Raw genomic sequence first — 21053 nt, forward strand, 5'->3', positions numbered from 1 at the left:
TTTATTATTTGTAATACCTGACTAGTAAAAAATATATCTAATAAAAGATGCTAAAATTGTTAACGACGAATTTCACGCTATACTAAAGAGACCTGAAAAATAACCGTAAAAAATTGGTATATCATGAATAATAAAACGCTCAAACTCACAACTGATAGTAAAATCACAATTTCCCTACAAGGAGGATTTGCCGCTACACCTGGCCTCAACCAAGATAAAACAGTGGATTTAGAATCATTGTCTTCACACCAACAACAGTTATTTCTTCAAGCCATAAAACAAGACTTTTCCGATTCTATGCCATCAGCAGCATATCCTGATCAAGATTATTATCTGCTCAGTATCGTCAATGGAAATGAAGAACACCACTTCACCCTTCCTGAGTCAGATGCACCGGAAATCATTACCCAGATCTGGAACACCGACAAAAAGGGTGGTTAATCACCACCCCTTTTCCTATTAGCATTAACGCTTTTTCAGATGCGCCATTAGACGTTTACGTTTACGCATTTGATTTGGTGTCAACGTATTACGTTTGTCAGCATAGGGATTCGCCCCTTCTTTAAACTGAATCCGAATGGGCGTTCCCATCACCTTTAGGGATCGGCGGAAATAGTTCATCAGATAACGCTTATAAGAATCAGGCAAATCTGTTACCTGATTACCGTGGATCACAACAATTGGTGGATTATAACCACCAGCATGAGCATATTTCATTTTCACCCTGCGACCACGGATCATCGGCGGTTGATGATCTTCTTCGGCCATATGCATGATACGGGTTAGCAGTGAAGTATTGACACGACGAGTGGCGCAATCATAAGCCTCAAGGATCGAGTCAAACAGATTCCCCACCCCACTACCGTGCAAAGCAGAGATAAAATGTACTCTGGCAAAGTCAACAAAACCAAGACGATAATCCAGCATCTCTTTCACACGCTCTTTATCTTCCTGTGACATGCCATCCCATTTATTGACCGCAATGACCAATGAGCGCCCGCTATTGAGAATAAAACCCAATAATGACAAATCTTGATCGGAAATACCTTCTCGCGCATCGATCACCAGTAATACAACGTTAGCATCTTCAATCGCTTGAAGGGTTTTTATGACTGAAAATTTTTCAACCGTTTCAGTGATCCTACCCCGCTTACGTACCCCCGCGGTATCAATAAGGATATATTCACGGCCATCGCGCTCCATTGGAATATAAATGCTGTCACGGGTAGTTCCTGGCATATCGTAAACCACAACCCTTTCTTCACCCAAGATACGGTTAGTCAATGTAGACTTGCCCACATTTGGCTTACCGACAATGGCTAATTTCAATGGCAGAGTTGATGGATCAAAATCCTCCTCCTCTTCTACCAACTCAATTTCATTCTGTTCCTGCTCTGCCCAATAAGCGGCGTTGGCCTCTTCCTCAGTCAACTCAACCACATCTTCTTCACCTTTACCGGAGAAAGGTAACAGTACTCGTTCGATAAGTTGGGTGACACCACGACCATGAGAAGCCGCGATAGAATAGATATCCCCCAATCCGAGGGAATAAAATTCAGCAGTAGCGGTATCAATATCAACACCGTCGGTTTTATTCGCGACCAAAAAAGTAGCTTTTTCTCGGCCACGTAGATGTTTTGCTATCGCGTGGTCTGCTGGCATAAGTCCGGCACGAGCATCTACCATAAACAGAACTATATCGGCCTCTTCAATCGCCATCAAAGATTGAGCTGCCATATGGGTTTCCACACCCTCTTCGGTGCCATCGATACCACCGGTATCAATGATGATAAACTCCTGCCCTTCAACCTCAGCTCGACCATATTTACGGTCGCGAGTCAGACCTGGAAAATCCGCTACCAGCGCATCTCTTGTACGGGTTAAACGGTTAAATAATGTGGACTTACCCACATTTGGGCGCCCTACCAGGGCGACGACAGGTATCATTTGTTGATGCCTCATGACTTAATTTGAAATTAGTACTCCGCTGTTCACCACAACAGAACACTAAAAAGACGAAACGGCTCCTGTTCTTTTTCTATCCAGGAGCCGTAGGATAACTAACGCTTTACTTTATTTCCGGTAAACAGGCAGTAAGCAATACTCAACGGGTAAACAGATAAACCGTACCGTTTTTCGCCTGTACCATCAATTTATCACTGGCAACAACCGGACGACTCATTAAACCGGAACTATCAACTTTATGTTGAGCAACAAACTTACCGTCATCCATATTCAGCCAGTGCAGATAACCTTCACTGTCACCGACAACCAGATAGCCATTATACATTTCAGGCGCGGTTAAATTACGGTGTTGCAATTTTGTCTGAGTCCACAAAGTGACACCATCACTTTGACGCAGACCCATAACACGATCATTTTGGTCAACAATATAGATATTATCACCATAAACAACCATCTCGTTCACTGAACCCAAATCACGCTTCCAGAGGATCTGACCTGAACGCATATCAAGCGCCACCAGATTACCGTTATAAGCTATTGCATATATCACGCCCTCAGAAATAACCGGTGTCGTATCAACATCATTAAGACGACCGATTTCTGTAGAACTGGTTACCTGAGAAATACGTTGTTGCCAAATCAACTGCCCCTGAGAAATCAAGACGGCGTTGACACGGCCATTATCCCCACCTACGACGGCAGCACCGTAAGCCACGGCAGGCGCCGATTCACCACGCAATGATAATGACGGTGAATCCAAATTAACGGACCATTGCACTTTACCATCTGACTCACTTAATGCCTGCAACATCCCATTACTGGTATGAATCAGCACCAGACCATCACTCACCACAGGACGCGACAACGCTTCACCGGCAACGTCGGATTGCCAGGCAACTTGGCCGTCTTTGGTATTCAATGCAATAACTTTGGCACGTTCAGTACCTACATATAGATGATCCCCAGCAACGGTCAGACCACCAGAGAGCAATGCAGGTATACGAGAAGAGAGGAAACCCGCTTTTTCCGCCAGATTCACCGACCATATCTCTTTACCACTATCAATGCCCAACGCCTTAACGATGCCATGACGATCAGCAACATAAACAGCGGAGCCCTGCCAAGTTGGCGTCAAGTGAGAATAATAACGACCTACACCATCACCTACAGATTTATCCCAAACTTCGCTTGGATTAAATTGATTTTCGACCTGTGGCAATGGTGACATCGTTACTGTGTCTTGCTCACTTGAACAACCGGCTAGCAGAACGGAAGCCACCAAACCAACCAAGAGTGTTTTACGCAGTTGCATTGAAAGAATTCCCCTTAGCTGGATAAGTTATTCAATTTAAGATTTAACATCGATTTGATCGCCTGTGGTGAATTTGAGCTCAAACCTTTGGTATACGCTGCGCGGGCGCCGGCAATATCACCTTTTTTCAACAGGGCATCACCGCGGATATCCTCTGCAACGGCAACCCAACCGGAACCTTTAACCTGTTCCAATGTTTTCAGCGCGGCATCCGCTTTATCTTCCGCCAATTGAACCCTGGCTAGGCGAATATTCACCAGAGACAGCAAATCTTCATTTTTTACCTGACCGGCCGCCGCAGATAAAAACTTATCTGCTTTAGTTAATTCATTCTTTTCAACAGCAAGTTGAGCCAAATGCATATGCGTCATCACGCCATAACTATTATTAGTTTCACTGGCAAATTTTTCGGCAGCAACATGACTCTCTTTTGTACTGGTAATTAATCCTTGATCTACTCGTTCAAAAGCTTCTGCACTTTCCTGCAACTGATTTGTCTGATGAGATTGCCAGTAACGCCAGCCAATCAGCACCCCGGCACCCAACACCAGCCCAAAAACCAAGGCTTTACCATTATTGGCAAAAAAGCGACGAATTACGTCTACTTGTTCGTTTTCATTGGTATAGACTTCCACAGAGTCTCTCCTTAACCTAACAGTTCAACCAAGCGAACCGCAATTTCGCTTTGCGGCAACGTTTGTTGTTCACCTGTACGTAAATCTTTAATGGCTACTTGACCAGAACGAACTTCATCCTCACCGAGAATCAGTGCAATTTTGGCGCCTTGTTTATCCGCACGCCCCAGTTGCTTCTTAAAGTTCCCTCCCCCGTGGTTCATCATTAAACGCAATTGGGGCAACGTATCACGTACCTGTTCAGCCAAAATTAATGCCGCTTGCTGACTACCTTCACCAAAAGAAGCGAGATAAACATCTGCAACTGTCCGCTCCGCGACAAATGCTGGATTAATTTCTTGCACCAGCAAAATCAAACGCTCCATCCCCATGGCAAAACCCACAGCAGGCGTTGGTCGGCCCCCCAGTTGCTCAACCAGCCCATCGTACCGACCACCGGCACAGACCGTCCCTTGAGCCCCGAGTGCCGTTGTCACCCATTCAAATACTGTGCGGTTATAATAATCCAAGCCACGAACCAAACGCTGATTAATCCGATACTTGATACCCGCCCCATCAAGAAGTGCACACAGGCTGTCAAAATGTTCCTTTGATTCGGCATCAAGATAATCAAACAGTTCCGGCGCATCATTAAGCAGTTGCTGAACCTCTGGATTTTTTGAATCCAGAACACGTAATGGATTACTGTACATACGGCGTTTGCAATCTTCATCCAGCTTATCTTTGTGCTGCTCAAGAAAAGCCACCAACGCTTCGCGGTAATTGGCACGTGCCGCCAACGAACCAATGGAATTCAGTTCAAGCGTCACATGCTCAAAAATACCGAGCTCACGCCACCAGCGAGCAGTCAATAAAATAAGTTCGGCATCAATATCAGGCCCTTGAAGACCAAAAACTTCAGCACCTAATTGATAAAATTGGCGGTAACGGCCTTTTTGTGGACGCTCATAACGGAACATTGGCCCTAAATACCATACGCGCTGTTCCTGATTGTACAGCAGACCATGTTCAATACCGGCACGCACACAACCTGCGGTATTTTCAGGGCGTAGGGTCACACTTTCACCATTGCGATCATCAAAGGTATACATCTCCTTTTCAACCACATCAGTGACTTCCCCAATAGCCCGTCTAAATAACGGGGTCTGCTCTACAATCGGTGTGCGGATCTCGCTATAACCATAACCCGCCAGTACTCGTTTCAAAATAGTTTCGATACGCTGCCAGATAACCGTATCTGCCGGCAAGTAGTCATTCATGCCTCGAATAGCTTGGATATTTTTTGCCACGTCTTATCTCTAGTTAATGATTCAAAAATGATATTGATTGAAGCGAATACCGACGAGCTTCAATTAACAAACAAAACAACGCTGGCTCATCATCACGATGAGCCAGTATCAGATACATTATTTGTCCAGTTGACTTATGCCAATGCGCATATTTTCATCGAGCATTGATGCTTTAGCACGGATCTTAGCCTCAAGCTGATCGATCATATCAGCATTATCGAGACGCACTTTCTGCCGTATCCCATCTTCATAAAAACCACTTTTCGTTCTGGCGCCGGTGACACCCAAAGTAGAAACCTCCGCCTCGCCGGGTCCGTTAACCACACAACCAATAATAGAAACATCCATCGGTGTGAGTAAATCTTCCAAACGCTGTTCCAAAGCATTAACTGTGCCAATAACATCAAACTCCTGACGGGAACAGGTTGGACAAGCGATAAAATTTATACCACGGGAACGAATACGTAATGCTTTCAGAATGTCAAAACCCACTTTAACTTCTTCGACAGGATCGGCAGCCAAAGAAATACGCAGGGTATCACCGATACCTTCTGACAGGAGGATACCCAAGCCAATGGCAGATTTTACAGAGCCTGCACGCGCACCACCCGCCTCGGTAATACCAAGATGCAATGGCTGATCAATCTTCTGAGCTAACAGGCGATAGGCACCAACCGCCAGAAAGACATCTGACGCTTTTACACTGATTTTAAACTGATCAAAATTAAGTCTGTCAAGAATATCCACATGGCGCATAGCCGATTCCACCAACGCTTCTGGGGTGGGCTCACCATATTTTTCCTGAAGATCCTTTTCCAATGATCCGCCATTTACACCAATGCGGATTGGGATATTTTTATCACGGGCAGAAGCCACAACCTCACGGATACGTGCTTCATTACCGATATTTCCAGGGTTAATCCGCAGGCAATCGACACCATACTCTGCAACTTTAAGCGCTATACGGTAATCAAAATGGATATCTGCAACCAAAGGAACACTCGCTTGCTGCTTAATCAACTTAAATGCTTCCGCGGCGTCCATCGTTGGTATTGATACGCGAACAATATCAACGCCAACACGCTCAAGCGATTTAATCTGTTTAACAGTCGCTTCCACATCTGTAGTACGTGTGTTTGTCATTGACTGCACCGAAATGGGTGCACTATCCCCGACAGGCACATTGCCTACATAAATACGCGTAGATTTGCGTCTTTTTATCGGCGATTCATTATGCATACTGGTGTTTCTCCCAGACTTCCATGTGCTTACTGATAAAATTACAACTATGCCCTACTGTAACAGGCCTTTCATTATGCTGCCGGTACTTTAAGACGTGCGATACGACCCTCTTTAATAAAGCGGCTTAAATCAACAGATTGCCCCCGGAACCGTACATCCACAACAGCCGGAACACCGATAGTTAACTCATAAGGTAATGAGCCAGAGAGACTCAGATGGTCACCCTTATGTTTAGTTCCACTAAATAATTTCTTTCCTTTTGCATCAATAACTTGCAACCAACAGGATGCTTTAAAATTCATCATCAGATTATTACTGTCAGCGACTGCCGTTGAATTATTTTCAGACACACTCGGTACTTGAGCTGTCCCTTGATTGGCTGACAACGGAGCAGTCTGAGTTTGTGGCCCGTTACCTGCTAATTGAGTTTCAGGTGTTTTCACCACTTGATTTTGCGTTGATGGCGCAGATTGGGCCACTTCCTCACTATGCCCACTAGGACCACCAGTATTATTCGCTGCCACTGCATTTTCGGTTACAGCGGCAGATGATGATGGCTCACTTGTTGCCTGTTCGCGGGTTGGTAACTGTGTCACCTGATCGTGATTTTCAGTGGGTAAATCCTCTGAACTGGCTTTTTTCTGAGCAACCTTAGCCGCAGAATGATCAGCCATCGAAATCAATTCCTTCTGTTGAGCTATGTGGTTTTGCCACCACCATGCTCCCGTCAAACTAATTACGACTAAAATAATCAACCACGTAATCCACATCAACCAACTTTCGCGTTTTTTACGTTTTTTACCCAACGAAAAACTCTGCATCGGTGAAACTTTCGCGGTTTTTGCCGGGGTATGCTTATCCAGAATTGCCAGAATTTCTGCTTCTGGAATTTGTACCAACTTAGCATAAGAGCGAACATAACCACGCAGGAAAGTCGGTACCATAGTGGCTGGAATATTGTCCTCTTCAATATCACGGATAGTAGAAAGTTTTAAACACAAGCGATCAGCTACAGTCTGCTGGGTTAGCCCGTGTTGTTCACGAGCCTGACGCAGGAGCTGACCTGCGGTTAAATAAGCTTGTTCTGGAGTCGTTTCAGTATTCATTAGCAAGAAGACGCGGTACTTGTTCAGGTTGTGAAAAACTTCGCGCCGGCGCCTTGCTATAATCTTTAAATTACACAATGGCCTGCGCGGCGAAATAGATTTGCTATTTTACTAGCGGCAAATCACTGATAACAAACACGCCTGTCAGCATGGCTCCCAGTAAACAGAGTCTTGACTTCTTCATACTGCTCCTGCTCACAGAGAAAAACGCTGTAATGATACAATACCGTATCATTTCCTGGCGCGTACTGCATCGCCATTTTGTAACGTTGACGAGCGGCTTCCGGCTGACCAGAATATTGCTCATACAACGCCATACCTAATTGAGCCTGATAATGGTCTGGCTTTACCAGTAAAACCTTATCAAAGTGATATCTGGCGGCAGGTAAATTACCTTTAGCCAAATAGGCCATTCCCAATTGAATCCGGGTTTCTGCTGCGACTTTTCGCTGTTGATTGCCGTTTGTTGGTTGATTGGAACATCCTGCCAACAACATAGCAACCACCACGGCAACAACCATCATTCCCGATAACGATTTCCTTATCATTTCCATCCCCACCGACCAAAGATATGTCATTGTAACGATCATTTCACTTATGCATTTCCGTTACTGCATGACAGGACATACCAACATTCCCATTCAGACTGTTCTTATCTGAATAGGTTCACCGGCCTGACGTTTTTTCAATGTACGTTTGGTACGATCAATTACATCACCGGCAAGTTGACCACATGCGGCATCGATATCATCACCGCGAGTCTTGCGGACAATAGTAGTGAAACCATATCCCATCAACACCTTAGCAAAGCGATCAATCCGGCTGTTGGAACTACGGCCATATGGCGCCCCCGGAAACGGGTTCCATGGGATCAGATTGATCTTACTCGGTGTGTCTTTCAAGCATTCAGCTAATTGATGTGCCTGTTCCACGCTGTCATTAATATGATCCAGCATGACATATTCCACGGTTACACGGCCCTGATTAGCATTAGATTTAGTCAAATAGCGGCGCACACCAGCAAGGAACTGCTCGATATTATATTTACGGTTGATAGGAACAATGTCATCCCGTACATCATCTGTCGGTGCATGCAGGGAAATTGCCAAAGCAACATCAATCATATCGCCAAGTTTATCCAGTGCCGGCACTACACCGGATGTGGATAACGTCACACGGCGCTTTGACAAACCGAAACCAAAATCATCCATCATGATTTCCATGGCAGGCACCACGTTATTTAGGTTAAGCAGCGGTTCTCCCATCCCCATCATCACCACATTGGTAATCGGGCGACGACCACTGGATTTCAGTGAACCAATAATTTTTGCGGCACGCCAAACTTGACCAATAATTTCAGAAACCCGCAAATTACGGTTAAACCCTTGCTGAGCAGTGGAACAGAATTTACACTCCAGTGCACAGCCTACCTGAGAAGAGACACACAAAGTTGCGCGATCATCTTCCGGGATATAAACCGTTTCAACCTGCTGATCGCCAACAGTGATCGCCCATTTAATCGTACCATCGGCCGAACGTTGCTCTTCTGCGACTTCAGGTGCACGGATCTCTGCAACTTGTTGCAATTTTGCTCGCAGAATTTTGTTAATATCTGTCATCTGCTCAAAATCGTCATAACAGTAGTGATATATCCATTTCATCACTTGATCAGCACGGAAGGGTTTTTCTCCCATCTCAATGAAAAACTGGCGCATTTGCTTGCGATTCAGATCAAGCAGGTTAATTTTACCGCCTTTCTTTTCTGGAGTTTCAGACACGACAGAAGCAGCAAATTGTGCCGCAGTATTTGGTTGGGACATCTTTTTATATCGCCTCGTTGTAACACTTTCGGCTCTGCGTTAATGAACTCAACGCGAAGTTTCAATTCAGGTCACTATCAGTTTAGTATAGTAGCAAATAATAAGCGCCCCGTTGAATTAACAACGGGGCGCCGCATTGTACAAACTTTAATGCCATGATGCTACGGGTAACGGCAAATCAATTAACGTGGGCAAATTTCATCTTCTGTGAAGAAATACGCAATTTCACGGTTTGCAGATTCAACCGCATCAGAGCCGTGAACCGCGTTTTCAGTGAAGCTATCTGCATAATCAGCGCGCAGAGTACCTGCCAATGCATTATCAGGATTAGTTGCCCCCATCAGATCACGGTGACGCTGTACTGCATTCTCGCCTTCCAACACCTGAACCATAATCGGCCCAGAAGTCATAAATTCCACCAAACCATCAAAGAAAGGGCGGCCTTTGTGCTCCGCATAGAAGCCCTCAGCCTGTTCACGGGTCAGGTGAAGCATTTTGGCGGCAATAATTCTAAACCCAGCACTTTCAAAACGAGCATAAATAGCCCCGATGGCATTTTTCTTCACAGCGTTAGGCTTAACAATAGAAAAAGTACGTTCAACCGTCATAGATAACCTCTTGGTTCTTCTTGCAGCAACTGATAATTTTAATTTTTCCCGATAAGTTAATCGGTTAATACTCATTCCGCAACCTTAGCGGAGATAAAAACGGCGTTGATTATAGGGGTACGAATAGCAGTTGCCTACAGAAAACATAACATTCCATTAAATTTTCCTTAGCGAAAATTACCATTTTTTCGTACAAATCACACTTTTACCTGAATCGTTTACTTCAAGGTAAAATTGACAGAATCAACTTGTCCGCCAAAATCTAAAACACTAAGCTGATATTTACCCGGCTGAGTCAATGTCTGAACAAATCCCCGATTATTTTCTGTGGTCATTACCTGTTCTCCATTCAGAAACCACCATTGTTGCCCACCACTACCGCCCTGAGTGGTGACAGGTAAATCAAGGCTGCCAAAACCAGGAAGCCGTTTCAATACATCTCCATTATGAATACCCGCGATCAACAAAGGTGCTTCATCTGATTTCAACGGTGGACACTCAGAATTAACCGGTGGCAGACGCTGTGCCCGCCGCTCTTGTGCTGGTAACCATGATTCGAGGGTAATCGGCCATAAAGCGATATTTTTAGCCTGAGCGCCGGGACAATCAGGAGCCACGCGCAAACCGTTTTTATCCAACCACACCTGTTCATTGATGCCTGAAATAGCCTCTTGCCCCACAGCAGGCAGCGTAGGCGGAATAGTGTTACTCAGTATCCAACTCAGACGCCGCTGACGGCAATTCTTCTCTCCCTTCGGCAAACTCTGCCCTCCCGGCCAACAGATGATTGCCCGACTCACACTTGCTGGACGCGGATCAACCGGAATCCGTTTAGCCCCATTTCGCATATTGGCGAATAACAGATTATTGACCTGATTCATGATGGGAACCGCCGTAGCATAGCCGAACTGCCCGACAACTGGCGTGCCATCCGGCCGACCAACCCAAACACCAATGGTATAACGCGCATTTAAGCCAATGGCCCAAGCATCACGATAGCCATAGCTGGTACCGGTTTTCCAAGCCAGCGGCACTTGTGCCGGCAAAACATCATCAGGTTGCGGCAGAGCTTCTCCAGCCATAATTCGCCTCACTATCCATGCCGCGCCGGGGGAAAAAAGTTGCCGATCACGCAATGTCTGCTGCGGAGTGAATCTCAAGGGGGAAACTTTCCCCTGACGGGCAAACGCCGAGTAAGCCGCCACCAGTTGATCCATCCGGGTTGCCGTACCACCAAGAATCAATGATAAATTGGGTTCACTGCCGGGAGGAAAACGCAATACGGTTCCCACATTACGCATATTGGCGGTAAACCGCTTGGCGCCATAGGCTTCAAGCAGTTGCACGGCGGGTAAATTCAGTGAACGAACCAACGCCTCACTGGCGCTGACCAGCCCATGAAAGCCACTGTCAAAATTTCCGGGACGATAATAATCAAAACGGCGAGGCACATCCTGTAACAATGATTCCCCATGAATTAACCCATCATCCAGCGCCATGGCATACAAAAATGGCTTCAAGGTTGATCCCGGCGAACGCCATGAACTTATCATATCGACATGACCAAAACGGCTATCATCCCGTAGATCCAGCGAGCCGATATAGGCTTTTACCGCCATGTCTGTATGATCAACCACTAACACGCCAATCGACGTTTTTTCTGGTAACTGATACTTCCAATTCACCGCCATATCTTCAAGCTGACGCTGTAATCCCACATCAAGGGTTGTTTTGATGATCTCCTGACGAGTACCTTTCGCCATTCGTCTGGCAAGTAAAGGGGCAAGCTGTGGCACCTGCCGAGGAGCCAACCACAACGTTTCTTGCCGAATATCAGCAATCGTCTGTTCCGGCCAGATTTTATAGTGCTCCAACCGTTGCAACACCTTATCACGAGCAGCCTGTGCCCGTTCAGGATAGCGATCTGGCCTTAAACGGCTAGGAGCCTGTGGCAGAACAGCCAGTAAAGCCGCTTCTCCCGCTGAAAGTTCAGAGGGCGGTTTAGCCAAATATGCCCAACTCGCCGCACCGACACCTTGTAATGTGCCACCAAACGGCGCACGGTTCAGATACATCTCCAGAATTTCATCTTTAGAATAGTGCCATTCAAGCTGCAAAGTACGCCAGATCTGTTTCAGCTTCCCGCCGAAAGTGCGTGAATGGGGGTCAATCAACCGGGCAACCTGCATTGACAGCGTACTGCCGCCGGACAAAATTTTACCTGCCAGAATATCCTGCCAGGCAGCCCTGACCAGAGAAATCGGGTTAATCCCTGGATGCTGGTAGAACCAACGATCTTCATAAGTCAGCAAAGCTTGAATATATTCCGGCGACACTTGACCCAACGTCACCGGATAACGCCAAACACCTTCATCATCGGCAAAACGCCAAAGTGGCGTACCATCCTCACTCACGACAATGCGCGCCATTTTGACTTCACGCAGTGGCAGAGGCCAGATTTTATCTGCCAGCCATAAACCCGCCGGGAGCAAAAACAACAACAGTACAATCAGCCACATAAGGCGATGCGTTTTCTTCATCTATGAACACCAAGAGAGAAACCAGCCCTTACACCAGAGCATAAGGGCTGACAAATTTAGCGGACAACTTCCAGTTTTTCAGGTGTAGAACCCACTGCACGCCAGTAAGGCACATACATAGATTCCACCTGTGGTGCAGGAATGGTGTAAACACCCGGAGTTACAGCACGTGCCAGATAGAGCAACGTCACTGGCTGAGACGGATCAACCGCTACTGCCGCCACATATCGATCATCACGATATTCAATATGATGAATCGTCGCCTGTTGCATATCGCCAATCAACTCCTGAAGATTAGCGGCACTCTCACTCAACTTGGCACTGCTGTTAGCCAAATTCTGGTTTTCCAGCTCCAAGCCGGCGGGCAATAAATCAACAACCAAAGCATCCTGTACGGGTTTATCTGAGCTCACCATCAGCTTCACAACCACCATTTCACCGCTTTTCAGATGGTCAATGGAAACCGGATTACCTTTCATATCCAGATAGCTACGCTGAATTTTCAGCACATTAGCGTAAGGTTTCGGAGAGCGCAGTGGGTAGGCCACCACATTCACTCGTGAATAGAGCGTGCTGTCACCAAGGTTACTGATACTCACACCTTGCTGAATATCCTGTGGATACAGCATCTCACTATAGGGCTTATCTCTACTTATTGGTGAAGTCCGCTGATTAATCACCGCTTTCCACGGCTGCACTGATGTATCAATAAAGAAACGTCCCGCCAAGTAGAGTGAATGACTCTCCTGAGTTGAGAAATAATTGCGGGATGTCAATTCATCAGACAGAGCCAGCAATTTCTCATCACGTTCCTTTATTAACATGTTATTTTCAGTCAACAGAGCAACAATCATTGCGTTGTCACGGATGTCACTGCCGTAATCACCTAAATCTAAATCATCATTCCGGTTTTTACTGATCCCCAAACGAACCGCTTCATCTGCTCGGGTGTTATCCCCCATCAATTTCAGTGCGACTCCCAGTTGTACCAGTGACAAGCCATTGCCTGCTTGCTGACGGCGTTCATAAACTTGTCTCAGAGCGCCCAATGGTGCTTTCTGTTGACTGGCAAGCACCAGACCAGCATAAGACTGAACCGAGAATCGCATTGCTTCCTGATTCTGGCTGTAGGGATAGTTAATAACACTCTTATCCTGTAAATAACGTAACAGACGGTTATTGGCAGAAGTCAACACCTCTTTAGGGATGCTGAAACCTCGTTGACTTGCACGGAATAGAAAATCGGTGGCATAAGCCGTTAACCAATATTCTTCATCACCGGTTTTATCCCATAAAGCAAAGCTACCGTCATGACGCTGCATACTCAACAGATGAATAATTCCCTCATCAATACTTGCCCGGCGTTTATTATCATCTTCCGCCATGATACCCAAACTATTCAGCTCTGATTTGTTCGAATAGAGTGACGGATAAAGCCCACTGATTGTCTGTTCAAGACAGCCATATGGGTAGGCGTACAATTCACGAATATAGCGTGAAATCTGTAACGGTGGACGGCTGCTCAGTAGCAACTGCCCCTCGGTGCCTTCTGGTGATAAACCCGATAAGGCATTTAACGGCAACTGCCACTCTTCTCCCGGATGAATAACATTAGCGAACAGAACAGTTTCCGCTGGCTGTGCCTGACGCACACCAATCTTCCAACTATTTTTATACGGTTTCAGATTTTCACCGGGTAAATTCAGACCATCAATCGTCAGGGAAACCTCTCCTTGACCAACCCCCAAATCCGCTGTGACCGGAATCTCTACTGTGGTGCGTTTGCCTTTTTCCAATGTTATCGCTTTGCTAATATCCCCCTCTAACTTAATCAGGTCATTAGCAGCAAAGTTCAAGGTCAAGTTCTGCGTCTGTTCAGTCAAGTTAGTCAAATCCAACGACAACAATGCATGATCACCACTCGCCATAAAGCGAGGTAGTGCCATCTGTGTAATCACCGGCGCAGCAATGACAACTTTATTTTCACCGTGGCCGAACTCATCTTCACTCCACGCTTGAGCCATCAACCTCAATTCACCATTGAAATCAGGGATTGGCAAAACAATCTGCCCTTCGCCATTTTCATCCAGCGTCACTGGCTGTGCTTGTTCAGCGATAATCTTAACTTCGGTTAATGGCTTTCTGCCTCCACGATCAAGGGCGCTATCATCACCATCACCGCCAAAACGCAGATTCGCCAGACGGCCTTCACCTTCAATCAACTGACCATACACATCATATTGATCGACACTGTAACGCTTACGACCAAAGAAAGCCTCATAGGGGTCCGGCGTTTTAAAATTCGTGACATTCAGCACCCCCGTATCGACAGCAGAAAGCAGCACATTAACCTGCTTGGGTAATTTCCGCCCTTGCTGTGGTATCGCCTTGACTTTAACAGTAAGATTCTGATTCGGACGCATTTTTTCCGGTGCGGATAGCGTCAAATCCAGCTTACGATTTTCATCAGCCAACGGCAGGTGCAACACGCCAATGGCCCGTTTCGGTGTCACCTGACGAGATTTATCCTCTGGACGCACCACCACAGCGGTTAAATAAAGATCATGACGACGCCACTCTTTATTTACCGGCACTTCCACATCCAAACCTTGTTCTGGCACATCAATTTTTTGCCACCAAAGTGGCCCTTCACTGGATTCCACCAACAGATAACCTTTACCGGCCTGTGGTGCAACCATATGCAGTTTTATCTTCTCACCTACCTGATAAGCGGGTTTATCCAGAGATAACTTCACCTGATCAGGACGAACAGCCCCTGTACCACCGGTATTGTCCTGCCATGAGTAACCTGCCCAGAAATTAACGCTGGTCACTAATTGATTTTCAGGATTAACCACTTCAATACGGTACGACCCCCAATCAACCGGAAAACTGACCTTTGCCGTACCATCTTGAGCAATCTGGATATGTTCATCCGCCATCACCAAATCTTTCTGGTCATAGCCTGATTGCCAACCTTCACCATCCGACCAACGCCAATAATAGTCACGGCGTTCATAAACCAGACGGGCAGTTAAATCTTTTGCAGCATATTTTTTTCCATTGGCATCGGCATACACCACCGCAAATTGCGCCAGTGAATTTTCATCCACATTATAACGACTTTGGTAACGACCTACGCGATAGTCATAAATCTCTTTCTGATTAAACAACGGACGGATACCAACCAGCTTTTCTGCCGGCCAAACGGCCTGTTCAACTCGACGAGTTACCGGGCGGCCACCAGATTCAAGCAAACCTGCCTGTACAATGACGTTTACCGGCGAAGAGACCGAACTCCAGTTGTCGGCACTGACATTAATTACGGCTTTACCCTCATTACCTAAAACCAAGTCAAACTCATCCAATGTGCGACTAAGATTGTCTTCTGTAACCGCACCAAACTCATAGCCAGGTAATTTTGCTATCGCATCCCGAGCTGGACGCAGAAATAATTGCCCTTGCAAGCGATTATATGCGGCAGGTGCGCCATATAGATAACGGCCTTTAATCGCGAAATCCACATCGTGGTCTTTCATCACGGGTTGCGACTCACTACTAATTTCCAGAGCCATGCGCTCCGGCATAAAATCTTCGACATTAAACTTGTAATAACGGGGTTTGTTATCGCCCAAATCAAAACGTAGCGACCAGAGCCCGGTAGCCGCTGACTGGGGGATCGCATAGCGATACTGATACAACCCATTTTCGGGTTGCCAGACAAAACTACGAACAACCTGACCATCGGTTTTCAGTACATCCACTTTAACTGGCTGACTTTTCATTGCACGGCCATCACCATCACGCAACAGGCCATTGACAATCAACGTTTCACCCGGGCGATAGAGATCACGAGGTCCAAAAACAAAAAACTGTTTGCTGTACCCTTGTAGACCAGAGATATCAAATTCAGACAGATCCAGCGCCGGTGATACCAAATCAATCATACTGGTTTGGTGATCATGAGTAGCGAGCAATAGTTTCGCTTTCGCATTTTTTTCTAAGCTGACGTGCCCATCATCGTCCGTTGTTGCCTTTGACAATAATTGCCCTTTCTCATCCAACAGCCGTATTTCCACCCCTTTCAGGCTGCTACCTTGCGCCAAAGATTGGGTAAACACATCCATCTTATCCAGATAGCTGTGCATAGAAACACCAATATCACTTAAGGTAAACATTGTTGCTGGATTGGAATCAGCGTATTTACCCGTTTGTTGCATCACCGCCAGATAAACGCCATCTTGCTGTAACTCTTTGATATTACTTAATGGCAACAGTAATTTTTCGCGGGTATTCAGTGTTGGATTCAGATCGAAACGGCCGGTATAAACCAGTTCCGCATCTTTGAGCATCTCTTCAGATTCCCAAGAATTCATATTATTGCGATATTGCCACTGTGCAATAAAAACCGGTAATGCCACCTCTTTTATCCTGAAAAAATTAACATCAACACGATTAACATTTAGAGCCAATACCGGCAAACCTTCAGCAACTTTACTGGGTAACAAAGAGCCTTTGCTGGCAAAACCGACAGACGGAGAAATCGTCGCGGTGGTCAGCGTTTTCTCATAAGCCGTTTCGAGTTGACGATCATTGATACCTTTAACATCTTTATCTACGGTCAATTGCAACTTACGGGAGGGCGGCAAATGGCGCAAGCGAAGTTCCATCATGTTATCTGACAGTTCCCACGCCCCATCAAGTTTGCCCTCTTTGACATCCACCAAACGGACATTCTGCGCAAAATCCTGATTCGGATCTAAAGGAACAGAAAATGTCACCACCATTGCACTAGCGCCATCAAGCTGAACTTCCGAGGCATCCAGAATCTTCACTGGTTTACCGGCATAACGTTTTACTAATTCAGCCAGTGATGCTGCATCTTTCGGTTTTACTGATTTTGGGGGAGTATTTGATTGTTGAGGTGCTTTTTCACTTTGAATTTCCGTGGACTGCGGTTGAGCAGCTTGCTTATTATCAGTGCTATCAGATTGGTCACAACCAGAAAGCATCAACAAAGACGCTAAAATCACCACCAAATAACGTTTGTTTCTTCTTGGCCGTTGCCAGAATTGACCTTGATTCATAACCATAACCCCTGTCTTAACTCCGGCCAACTGGTGGCAGGATTTAATGAATAACTTTATATACCCGTATCTTTCAAGTTGCCTCTTTGTTGGCTGCACTCACTCACCCCGGTCACATCGTTATCTATGCTCCCGGGGATTCGCTCCCTTGCCGTCGCGATACATCTTGAAATCCATTGGGTATAAATCAATATATTAAATTTAAATTAAACAGATGAATCAACTATATACCGCCTATTTATATAAGCAACGTAAAGACATTAAGTTCATATAATAGCCTGTTATTTTAATGAATTAAACATCACAGAAACGATAAATAAACCTAAATTTATCGATTCAATTTTTCATTAAGAACTCTATATATCTTGTAAAATTATTTTTTAAAATGAATTTTCGTCATTTCTCTCAGTGGCCGAAGATAGACCTTTACTGCACCATCTATTTGATAATTTACAAGCAATAAAACAAATTGAATATACCCGTCATCTTTCAAGTTGCCTCTTTGTTGGCTGCACTCGGTCACATCGTTATCTATGCTCCCGGGGATTCACTCCCTTGCCGTCGCGAAGCATCTTGAAATCCATAGGGTATAAACAGGAAATTATTATTATCGTACCGGTTATAAATATCACTATCGGATTAAATATATCCGGTTCCAGTATACTATTATTTTTCCCAACAAAACATATTAATAGGATTATAAACCAAACAACACCGATGATTATCTCATAGTTCATTGCTATTATTTATATTATTTATGAATTAATGGTCTCCATTAATAAAAGCAATAAATAACCTTAACAACTGTATATAGAATACTTTATTTAACGCATCATTAGCCATTTATTAAGACTAATCATTATCTCAATAAGATATTTATAACAAATAAAAAGCCATGTAAATAAAACACATTTAACTTCTAATGCAGAAATTACCATTAACCTGTAACCTGTAACCTGTAATCTGTAATCTGTAATCTGTAATCTGTAATCTGTAATCTGTAATCTGTAAATAGAGTGCCACTTTCTTACCAAAAGTGGCCATAATAACTTGCGTGAAATACTGAATATACAAATTGTTTTTTATAAAATAACAATAAAATCCTCAACCCCAACGCTGCCGCAAATGGGGTAATAACCTGATGAACATCCATTTTCTCAATGACTTTCATTATGTTACTCGACTAATAATACCTGTCCTGTTTTTAGCTGTTTGACATTTGGTAACCAAAGTCTTCCCCAGCTACCAGTACAATGACATCCATAAACCTCTTTTATGTTTTCTTTTATGAAAAATTCTCTGATCTTCAATAACTCCGTCGGTAACGCTCTCCTTAAATGCAATCCGCCTATTACTGCGAATACTTTGTCCACACCGGTAATCCTTTTAGCGTGGTTAATAATTTCACAAATACCAGAATGACCACAGCCAACGATAATCACCAATCCATTATCGCTTTTCCAAATTAACGCACTATCATCCAATATATAATCATTGTCCCAAGAGCTCTTTCTAATTAACCCAAAGGATTTTCGATGATCATTTGCTATTTCCCCTGAAAAAATAAATCGCTCACTTATCTTCATATGCGATTTCGTTAAACGAAAGAAAACTCTCTTCTTGACTCGTTTATTAATTTTACCCGACATTTTTTTAAATTTTAACGCCATTTTCCTGAACATAACACCATAGTATTTCTCATTTAATGCATCAGGATGACATATTAATTTAGCATTATGGGGAAAATAGTTAACACCACCTATATGGTCAGAATGCCCATGAGAGATAACAATTTTGGATATATCATCAATAGATATCCCCATCCTGTTTGCATTCTCAATATAGCTACCATCCGGGCCGGTATCAAAAATTATCTTCTCTTCACCATCTTCAAGTAAAAGACTCAAACCAGGCTTAGCTATCAAATATGAATCAGATGTTTTATTTTCCAGTAGTACAGTTATTTTTAACGACATAGCATATCCATTAATTTTGTTGAAGTCATGCTTCTATTAAACGGTACAGGTAACAATAGCATTGACGTACATCAATAAAATAATGAAAAGCCATTATATCGTCACATTTTTATAAGCAGATCACAAATTCCCTCCCCTCTACTGACAGTTAATTTTTCAACATGAAATGATTATATCTCTATCATATTTATTGTCTTGCAATATTAACACACAAATATTATACCTTGCTGTACAACATATTTTTAAAAGCAGAGATGAATACATTATTAATAAATAAAACTCAACGGTAGGCTATTCAACTAATTTAATCAAATAGACTATACCCGTCATCTTTCAAGTTGCCTCTTTGTTGGCTGCACTCACTCATCCCGGTCACATAGTTATCTATGCTCCCGGGGATTCGTTCCCTTGCCGTCGCGATGCATCTTGAAATCCATAGGGTAAATACTAATGCCTAACGTAATTGACAATGATTAATTTGAAATATCACTATAAGACCAGAAATTGACTTACATTACCACTCTCATTTTATCCACATTATAATATATTTATCAAATATAATTTGAATTTATATTATATAAAAATTTAAATATAGAAATAAATAATTGTCTTTATATAGAAAAATAACCTATCATTATAAACATAATATATCTATTTATATCTAGCCATTATTAACACCTTTATTAATAATACGATAAAAAACATATTATTTTCATGTAAAAATAGAATTAATATATTTAAAAATAATTGGTAGACCGAATTTTTCGGGAGATTACTTAATCGGTTTACCACAAAATTTATTTCCTATTCAGAGACTTCATTAAATTTAGTTCCCTTTGGAAAGCATTGCCTGATTACCCCATTGATATTTTCATTGCTCCCCCTTTCCCAAGGTGAGCAATGACGCCAATAAATCATGCTATTTATCCCATATAATTATAAAGGATTTAGGTTAAATGATTTTCTGGCAAATCGAACGGCGGGTAAAAAGCAAGATTGACATGGATAAATCCTCATATAAGTCAGAAAAGGTAATTCCTCATCACAAATTAACGATATTCGTCACATTTTATGTAGTTTCATACCGAAACAAATCATCATAAATGTGATGCGAATCACATAATAAAAATAAAACAATAAAATTTATTTGAAATTATTAATGCTGGTTATTAAATGATTAATATTAATCTATTTTTTATACAATCTTGTCACAAAATAATCACATTGGCCTGTTTTTTGCCTTTCAATATAACCCCTTGTTTTTGCTGCTATCTTAACCAACCCCCTATTTTAGTTGCCCGGTTGATAATCAACCCTAAACATTGATCACTAAGCTAAATTTGTGGTTAATACTGCTTCGGCATTGTGGAATAGAAAGTCAATGAAAAGCAGTATTTTAGTATTTGTGGTTTTTTGTAGCGTGGCTTCAGGCAGTCAGGCCGCCGACATCGCAGAACAACAACTCATTCATCA

General features: G+C 43.7%; 15 protein-coding genes. 1 reads left to right on the forward strand and 14 read right to left on the reverse strand.

Annotated elements, in window-relative coordinates; genetic code table 11:
• The first annotated feature begins 123 nt into the window (after positions 1 to 123).
• Positions 124 to 441: a protealysin inhibitor emfourin gene (locus tag ACGF49_RS10115; RefSeq protein ID WP_228899746.1), complete on the forward strand. Its 318-nt coding sequence runs from the start codon at positions 124 to 126 to the stop codon at positions 439 to 441.
• Positions 442 to 465: 24 nt separating this feature from the next.
• Here the strand turns inward: ACGF49_RS10115 and der are convergent, their stop codons facing one another.
• From der to ACGF49_RS10185, 14 genes are all read right to left on the reverse strand, one after another.
• Positions 466 to 1947 (reverse strand): ribosome biogenesis GTPase Der, encoded by a 1482-nt coding sequence (der, locus tag ACGF49_RS10120; protein WP_113043657.1) that lies wholly within the window; start codon positions 1945 to 1947, stop codon positions 466 to 468.
• A gap of 157 nt (positions 1948 to 2104) precedes the next feature.
• Complete coding sequence (bamB, locus tag ACGF49_RS10125) at positions 2105 to 3277, reverse strand: outer membrane protein assembly factor BamB (RefSeq protein ID WP_113043658.1); 1173 nt, start codon at positions 3275 to 3277, stop codon at positions 2105 to 2107.
• A gap of 14 nt (positions 3278 to 3291) precedes the next feature.
• Positions 3292 to 3912: a YfgM family protein gene (locus ACGF49_RS10130; RefSeq protein WP_387490793.1), complete on the reverse strand. Its 621-nt coding sequence runs from the start codon at positions 3910 to 3912 to the stop codon at positions 3292 to 3294.
• 11 nt (positions 3913 to 3923) lie between these two features.
• Positions 3924 to 5201 (reverse strand): histidine--tRNA ligase, encoded by a 1278-nt coding sequence (gene hisS / locus ACGF49_RS10135; protein ID WP_112895224.1) that lies wholly within the window; start codon positions 5199 to 5201, stop codon positions 3924 to 3926.
• Positions 5202 to 5318: 117 nt separating this feature from the next.
• Positions 5319 to 6440, reverse strand: a complete 1122-nt coding sequence (gene ispG, locus ACGF49_RS10140; RefSeq protein ID WP_113043660.1) for a flavodoxin-dependent (E)-4-hydroxy-3-methylbut-2-enyl-diphosphate synthase — start codon at positions 6438 to 6440, stop codon at positions 5319 to 5321.
• A 74-nt stretch (positions 6441 to 6514) separates the two neighbouring features.
• The gene (gene rodZ / locus ACGF49_RS10145) at positions 6515 to 7549 is read right to left on the reverse strand and encodes a cytoskeleton protein RodZ (RefSeq protein WP_262978132.1); all 1035 of its coding nucleotides are present in this window, start codon (positions 7547 to 7549) and stop codon (positions 6515 to 6517) included.
• Between the two features lie 122 nt (positions 7550 to 7671).
• Complete coding sequence (locus ACGF49_RS10150; protein ID WP_229015580.1) at positions 7672 to 8097, reverse strand: tetratricopeptide repeat protein; 426 nt, start codon at positions 8095 to 8097, stop codon at positions 7672 to 7674.
• Between the two features lie 93 nt (positions 8098 to 8190).
• Positions 8191 to 9369, reverse strand: coding sequence for a bifunctional tRNA (adenosine(37)-C2)-methyltransferase TrmG/ribosomal RNA large subunit methyltransferase RlmN (locus ACGF49_RS10155; RefSeq protein ID WP_113043663.1), 1179 nt, complete (start codon positions 9367 to 9369; stop codon positions 8191 to 8193).
• Between the two features lie 182 nt (positions 9370 to 9551).
• Complete coding sequence (gene ndk / locus ACGF49_RS10160) at positions 9552 to 9977, reverse strand: nucleoside-diphosphate kinase (RefSeq protein ID WP_112876258.1); 426 nt, start codon at positions 9975 to 9977, stop codon at positions 9552 to 9554.
• Between the two features lie 218 nt (positions 9978 to 10195).
• Positions 10196 to 12517 (reverse strand): peptidoglycan glycosyltransferase PbpC, encoded by a 2322-nt coding sequence (gene pbpC / locus ACGF49_RS10165; protein ID WP_113043664.1) that lies wholly within the window; start codon positions 12515 to 12517, stop codon positions 10196 to 10198.
• A 56-nt stretch (positions 12518 to 12573) separates the two neighbouring features.
• Positions 12574 to 17604: an alpha-2-macroglobulin gene (locus ACGF49_RS10170; protein ID WP_113043665.1), complete on the reverse strand. Its 5031-nt coding sequence runs from the start codon at positions 17602 to 17604 to the stop codon at positions 12574 to 12576.
• 56 nt (positions 17605 to 17660) lie between these two features.
• Complete coding sequence (locus ACGF49_RS10175; protein WP_262405159.1) at positions 17661 to 17795, reverse strand: hypothetical protein; 135 nt, start codon at positions 17793 to 17795, stop codon at positions 17661 to 17663.
• A gap of 182 nt (positions 17796 to 17977) precedes the next feature.
• Positions 17978 to 18127, reverse strand: coding sequence for a hypothetical protein (locus tag ACGF49_RS10180; protein ID WP_158536602.1), 150 nt, complete (start codon positions 18125 to 18127; stop codon positions 17978 to 17980).
• A gap of 652 nt (positions 18128 to 18779) precedes the next feature.
• Entirely contained in the window at positions 18780 to 19580 is an 801-nt protein-coding gene (locus ACGF49_RS10185; RefSeq protein ID WP_113043666.1) for an MBL fold metallo-hydrolase, read from the reverse strand.
• Between the last annotated feature and the right edge of the window lie 1473 nt (positions 19581 to 21053).

Source organism: Photorhabdus sp. RM96S (assembly GCF_042879335.1).
Classification (GTDB): domain Bacteria; phylum Pseudomonadota; class Gammaproteobacteria; order Enterobacterales; family Enterobacteriaceae; genus Photorhabdus; species Photorhabdus kayaii.